At 66.6% G+C, this 5,125-nt stretch carries 5 protein-coding genes; 4 read left to right on the top strand and 1 reads right to left on the bottom strand.

Annotated features, from left to right (window positions below):
• Positions 1 to 282, bottom strand: a 282-nt coding sequence (locus tag VFH65_RS23645) for a GNAT family N-acetyltransferase (RefSeq protein ID WP_353324740.1), incomplete at its 3' end; no start/stop codon positions are given.
• A 55-nt stretch (positions 283 to 337) separates the two neighbouring features.
• On the opposite strand from VFH65_RS23645, the gene VFH65_RS23640 reads away from it, so the two are divergent.
• The 4 genes from VFH65_RS23640 to VFH65_RS23625 all read left to right on the top strand — a co-directional run.
• The gene (locus tag VFH65_RS23640; RefSeq protein ID WP_353324739.1) at positions 338 to 1,111 is read left to right on the top strand and encodes an HAD-IIA family hydrolase; all 774 of its coding nucleotides are present in this window, start codon (positions 338 to 340) and stop codon (positions 1,109 to 1,111) included.
• 14 nt (positions 1,112 to 1,125) lie between these two features.
• The gene (locus VFH65_RS23635) at positions 1,126 to 1,770 is read left to right on the top strand and encodes a hypothetical protein (protein ID WP_353324737.1); all 645 of its coding nucleotides are present in this window, start codon (positions 1,126 to 1,128) and stop codon (positions 1,768 to 1,770) included.
• A 5-nt stretch (positions 1,771 to 1,775) separates the two neighbouring features.
• Positions 1,776 to 3,908 carry a thiamine pyrophosphate-dependent enzyme gene (locus VFH65_RS23630; protein ID WP_353324735.1) on the top strand — a complete coding sequence of 711 codons (2,133 nt, stop codon included), beginning with the start codon at positions 1,776 to 1,778 and terminating at the stop codon, positions 3,906 to 3,908.
• Between the two features lie 12 nt (positions 3,909 to 3,920).
• On the top strand, positions 3,921 to 5,125 hold a 1,205-nt coding region (locus VFH65_RS23625), incomplete at its 3' end, for a CoA transferase (RefSeq protein ID WP_353324734.1).

Here is a 5,125-nt window from a genome sequence, read left to right as displayed (position 1 = left end):
CAGCAGTCGTCCAAAACCACGTCCCTGCGAACGGGTGTCAACGGCGACAGTCTCCAGCAGAACGTGGTCTCTGTGGTCCTCGGTCACCATCGCTCCGACGAGCGCGTCACGCTCCTGGAGCACCCAGACCCGTGAATTCTGCAGAGCAGCGGCATAGTCGGCCGTCATGGGGGCAGGCGGCCTGCCGATCCGAACGATGTACTTCGCGTACGCATCGGCGATCAGTCGCTGAATAGCAGCCAGGTCGGCAGCCGTGGCACGCCGCATCGACACGCCGTCCATGGGGTCAGCCTATGCATCGGGCGACCAAAGTTGCGCCGCCTGACAGACTGGTCCCGTGCGCTCCACACCGCAGTGCTGGCTCACCGATATGGATGGCGTCCTCGTCCGCGAAGAACATGCCCTGCCGGGCGCCGCGGAGTTCCTCGCGCGCTTGGTCGAACTGAAGCGGCCGTTCCTGGTGTTGACGAACAACTCGATCTTCACGCCACGTGACCTGTCGGCCCGGCTCCTGCGATCCGGTCTATCCGTGCCAGAGTCCTCGATCTGGACGTCAGCGCTGGCCACCGCCACGTTCCTGGGCGACCAGCTGCCCGGCGGTTCGGCCTACGTGATCGGGGAGGCCGGCCTGACCACCGCGTTGCACGAAGTCGGATACACGCTCACCGACACAGAACCCGACTTCGTCGTGCTCGGCGAGACCAGGACGTATTCCTTCACCGCGATCACCAAGGCGATCCGGCTGATTCTGGGCGGTGCCCGCTTCATCGCCACCAACCCGGACGTGACGGGGCCGTCGGCAGAAGGACCGATGCCGGCGACCGGGTCGGTCGCGGCCATGATCACCAAGGCCACCGGCCGCGAACCCTACTTCGTCGGCAAGCCGAACCCGATGATGTTCCGCAGCGCCCTGAACAGAATCGAAGCGCATTCCGAGAACACCGTGATGGTGGGCGACCGGATGGACACCGACGTCGTCGCCGGCATCGAAGCGGGCCTGGAAACCATCCTGGTGCTGACGGGGTCGACGAGCGTCGAGGAGGTCGAGCGGTACCCGTTTCGGCCCAGCCGCGTGCTGCCGTCGATCGCCGACGCCATCGAACTCGTTTGATCGACGTTGACCTGATGCCGCGGGTCCACGCCTCGCTGCGTGCGATGAAGGACGCAGGAACACCTCCGCCCAGGTGCCACAAGGGACCGATACGCAGCGCGATAGCCAACGCGGCCCGCTGGCTGCTCGACAACGATCTCGCCGGGAAAGTGCGGCCGTGGGACCTGCCGGAGCTACAGCGCCGTGCGGCGGCGCTAGGCGAGGTGTCCTCGGCACGGGCCGTCTCCGTCGACGAGAACGTACTGGTCGCCGAGCTGTTGCCCGGCGGCGACCGGATCCTGCTCCGCGGCGTTGAAGACGAATGGCGGCTCGTGCGCTTCGCCGACGGCTCCGACGTAACGCTTCGACCCGAGACGACCCGCCCCGTCGAACTGCAGGGTTCGGCGCCGGAATCGGTGCTCACCGCGCTCGGCCTCGTCAAGCCCGACGGCGTCGAGCTCGAGGTGGCATCGGAGGATCTTGGGCAGGGCGAGACCAAGACCGTCTACCGCTACCAATGGACCGAAGGCGGACGATCCATCCTCGCCGAAGAGGTCAAGACGGAGATTTTCGACGGCGCCACACCCTATTCGACCTATGTTCGGGGGGTGATCATCGACGGCGACGGCGGCGTCCTGTTGACCGGCAGGGGCGACAGCGCCCTGGTCATCGAGGGGTGAACGCGATGGCCGAACCCATCGACGACTACTTCACCGCCTCCATCTCCGCGATGGCCGCCAGCTCACCGAGCGAGCCACCGGTGCGGGACTGGTTGTCGCTGTTCGACGCCCAGCTCGGCAGCCGACATCTCGATCTCGCCGCCCGCTGGCTGCGGTCACAAGGCAAGGGCTACTACACCATCGGCTCGTCCGGGCACGAGGGCAACGCCGCAGTCGCCGCCGCGCTGCGGCCCACCGATCCGGCGCTGCTGCATTACCGGTCCGGCGGCTTCTTTCTGGCCCGCGCCGCCCAGGTCGGCGGCGGTGATCCGCTGCGCGATGTGCTGCTCGGGCTGGTGGCCGCCACCGATGAGCCGATCGCCGGTGGGCGGCACAAGGTGTTCGGTCGCAAAGACCTGAACATCATTCCGCAGACTTCGACCATCGCCTCGCATCTTCCGCGGGCGGTGGGTGTTGCGTTTTCCATCGCTCGCGCGAAGAAGCTTGGCGTCGCCTGCGCATGGCCCGACGACGCCGTTACGGTGTGCAGTTTTGGTGACGCGTCGGTGAACCACTCCACAGCGGTCGGCGCGATCAACACCGCGCTGCACTCGGCATATCAGGGCGTTCCGATGCCGTTGCTGTTCGTCTGCGAGGACAACGGAATCGGCATCAGCGTCAAGACCCCGCGAGGCTGGATCGCGCAGACGTACGGAAACCGCGACGGACTGCGGTATTTCGAGGCAGACGGCTCGGATCTGGCCGCGACGTTCGATGCCGCGGCCGCCGCGGCCTCCTGGGTACGAAGCCATCGCCGGCCGGCGTTCCTGCATCTGCGGATGGTCCGTTTGATGGGTCATGCCGGTTCCGACTACGAGCCCGCCTATCGCCGGCCTGCCGAGATCGCCGCCGACTTCGACAGGGATCCGGTGCTGTGCACGGCGAAGCTGTTGATCGCCGAGGGAGTGCTGACGCCTGCAGAGGTGCTGGCGCGCTATGAGGCCAAGCGCACCAACGTCATTGAGATTGCCGCCGAGGTCTCCGACCGTGCCCAACTCAAGAGCGCCGACGAGGTGACGACGCCTTTGCGGAGCGCCATCGACGACGCGGTTGGCGTCGCTGCGCCCGCCGGCTCCGAGCACAATGGGCTATTGACGGTCGCTCTCGCGATAAACCATGCCCTGCAAGACATTCTGGACCGCTACCCGGAAGCGATGATTTTCGGCGAGGACGTCGCCCGCAAGGGAGGCGTCTACGGTGTCACCCGTGGCTTGCTTGGCAATGCCGGCTCGGCGCGGGTGTTCGACACGCTGCTCGACGAGCAGTCAATCCTCGGCCTCGCGTTGGGAGCGGGGATCTCGGGACTGCTACCGATACCCGAAATCCAGTACCTGGCATATCTTCACAATGCCGCCGACCAGATCCGTGGTGAAGGCGCGACCCTTCAGTTCTTCTCCGACCGCCAGTACCGGAATCCGATGGTGGTCCGGGTGGCCGGCTACGGATACCAGAAGGGATTCGGCGGCCATTTCCACAACGACAACTCCATCGCCGCGATCCGCGACATTCCCGGAATTGTGATCGCCTCTCCTGCACGACCCGACGACGCCGCTGCGATGCTGCGCGTGTGTGCCGCCGCAGCGAAGGCGGCCGGCGTTGTCTGCATCTTCCTCGAGCCCATCGCGCTGTACCACACCCGCGATCTGTTTGACGACGGCGACGAGGGCTGGCTCGCCACCTATCCGGCCGACGGTGTTCCGATCGGTCGCGCGCGCACCTACGGCGACGGGGCCGACCTGACGATCCTCACGTTCGGCAACGGACTGCGCATGAGCCTGCGGGTGGCGCGCAGACTGGAGGACCTCGACATCCATGCCCGCGTCGTCGACCTGAGATGGCTCGCGCCGCTGCCGGTCGAGGACATGATTCGTGAGGCCGGCGCGACGGGACGCGTGCTGATCGTCGACGAGACCCGCGCGACAGGGGGTGTCGGCGAAGGCGTGCTCGCCGCACTGCTCGACGGCGGCTACACCGGCGTGCTGCAGCGCGTTGCGAGCAGGGACAGCTTCATCCCGTTGGGCGACGCAGCGCTGGAGGTATTGCTGTCGGAGGACACCGTAGAGGCCGCAGCGATCAAACTCGCACGTGGCGGCGCTTGATAGCTTGAGCGAATGACCGCCCCACCCGATCCCGCCCGCCCGCTGGCCGGAGTGAAAATCGTCGAGATCTCCAGCTTTGTCGCCGTGCCTCTGGCCGGGATGACGCTGGCTCAGCTCGGCGCGGAGGTGATCCGGATCGATCCCATCGGTGGCGCGGCCGACTATCACCGGTGGCCGGTCACCGACGAGGGCGAAAGCATCTACTGGGCGGGGCTGAACAAAGGTAAGCGGTCCGTGGCGGCCGACCTGCGCTCGGCGGAAGGTCAAGACCTGGTGCAGCGCCTCATCGCCGACAGCGGCGTCCTGGTGACGAATGTGGCTGGGCGGCAATGGCATTCGTATGACTCTCTGACGCGGCTGCGGCCCGACCTGATTCATGTCGAGGTGTCCGGCCGCGCCGACGGCGGAACGGGCGTCGACTACACGGTCAACGCCGCCATCGGATTTCCCATGGTGACCGGTCCCTCCGAGCTTGCCGCCCCGGTCAACCACGTCCTGCCTGCATGGGACGTCGCGTGCGGTATCTACGCGGCACTTGCCGTCGTCACCGCCCTGCGGCACCGCGACGTCACCGGGCAAGGTCAGCGGATCAGTATTCCGCTCGAGAACGTGGCGCTGGCAACGGCAGGCAATCTCAGCTTCTTCACCGAGGCCATGATCAACGGCACCACGCGAGAACGTACAGGCAATTCGGTGTATGGCACCTACGGCCAAGACTTCACAAGCAGCGACGGGGTGTCCTTCATGGTCGTCGCACTGACCGGTCGGCACTTCCGCGACCTGACCGAACTCACCGGGACGACGAAAGCCGTTGCCGCGCTGGCCGACTCGTTGGGCGCTGACTTCACCGACGAGGGGGAGCGGTACCGGCACCGCGAAGCGCTCACGGGCCTTTTCGCCGAGTGGTTCACCGCGCACACAGCCGAGGAGATCACCGCCGCACTGGGGGCCACCTCGGTGCTCTGGGACCGGTACCGCAGCTTCGCCGAGGTGGTCAGCGAGGACAAAGTCACGGCGAACCCGATGTTCACCCCGCTGAGTCAGGCCCGGATCGGAGAATATCTGGCGCCTGGGCTCCCCATCTCGATCGACGGCGCCTACCCACCGGCGGTGCCCGCGCCCGCGCTCGGCGACGACACCGCGGCAGTCCTGAACGAGTGGCTCGGAATGGACGCCGACGACGTCGACCGCCTCATCCAATCGGGCACTGTGGCAAC

This window comes from Mycobacterium sp. (genome assembly GCF_035697385.1).
GTDB lineage: Bacteria > Actinomycetota > Actinomycetes > Mycobacteriales > Mycobacteriaceae > Mycobacterium.
The sequence above is the reverse complement of the archived record's forward strand: the minus strand, read 5'-3'. Positions and strand labels throughout refer to the sequence as shown.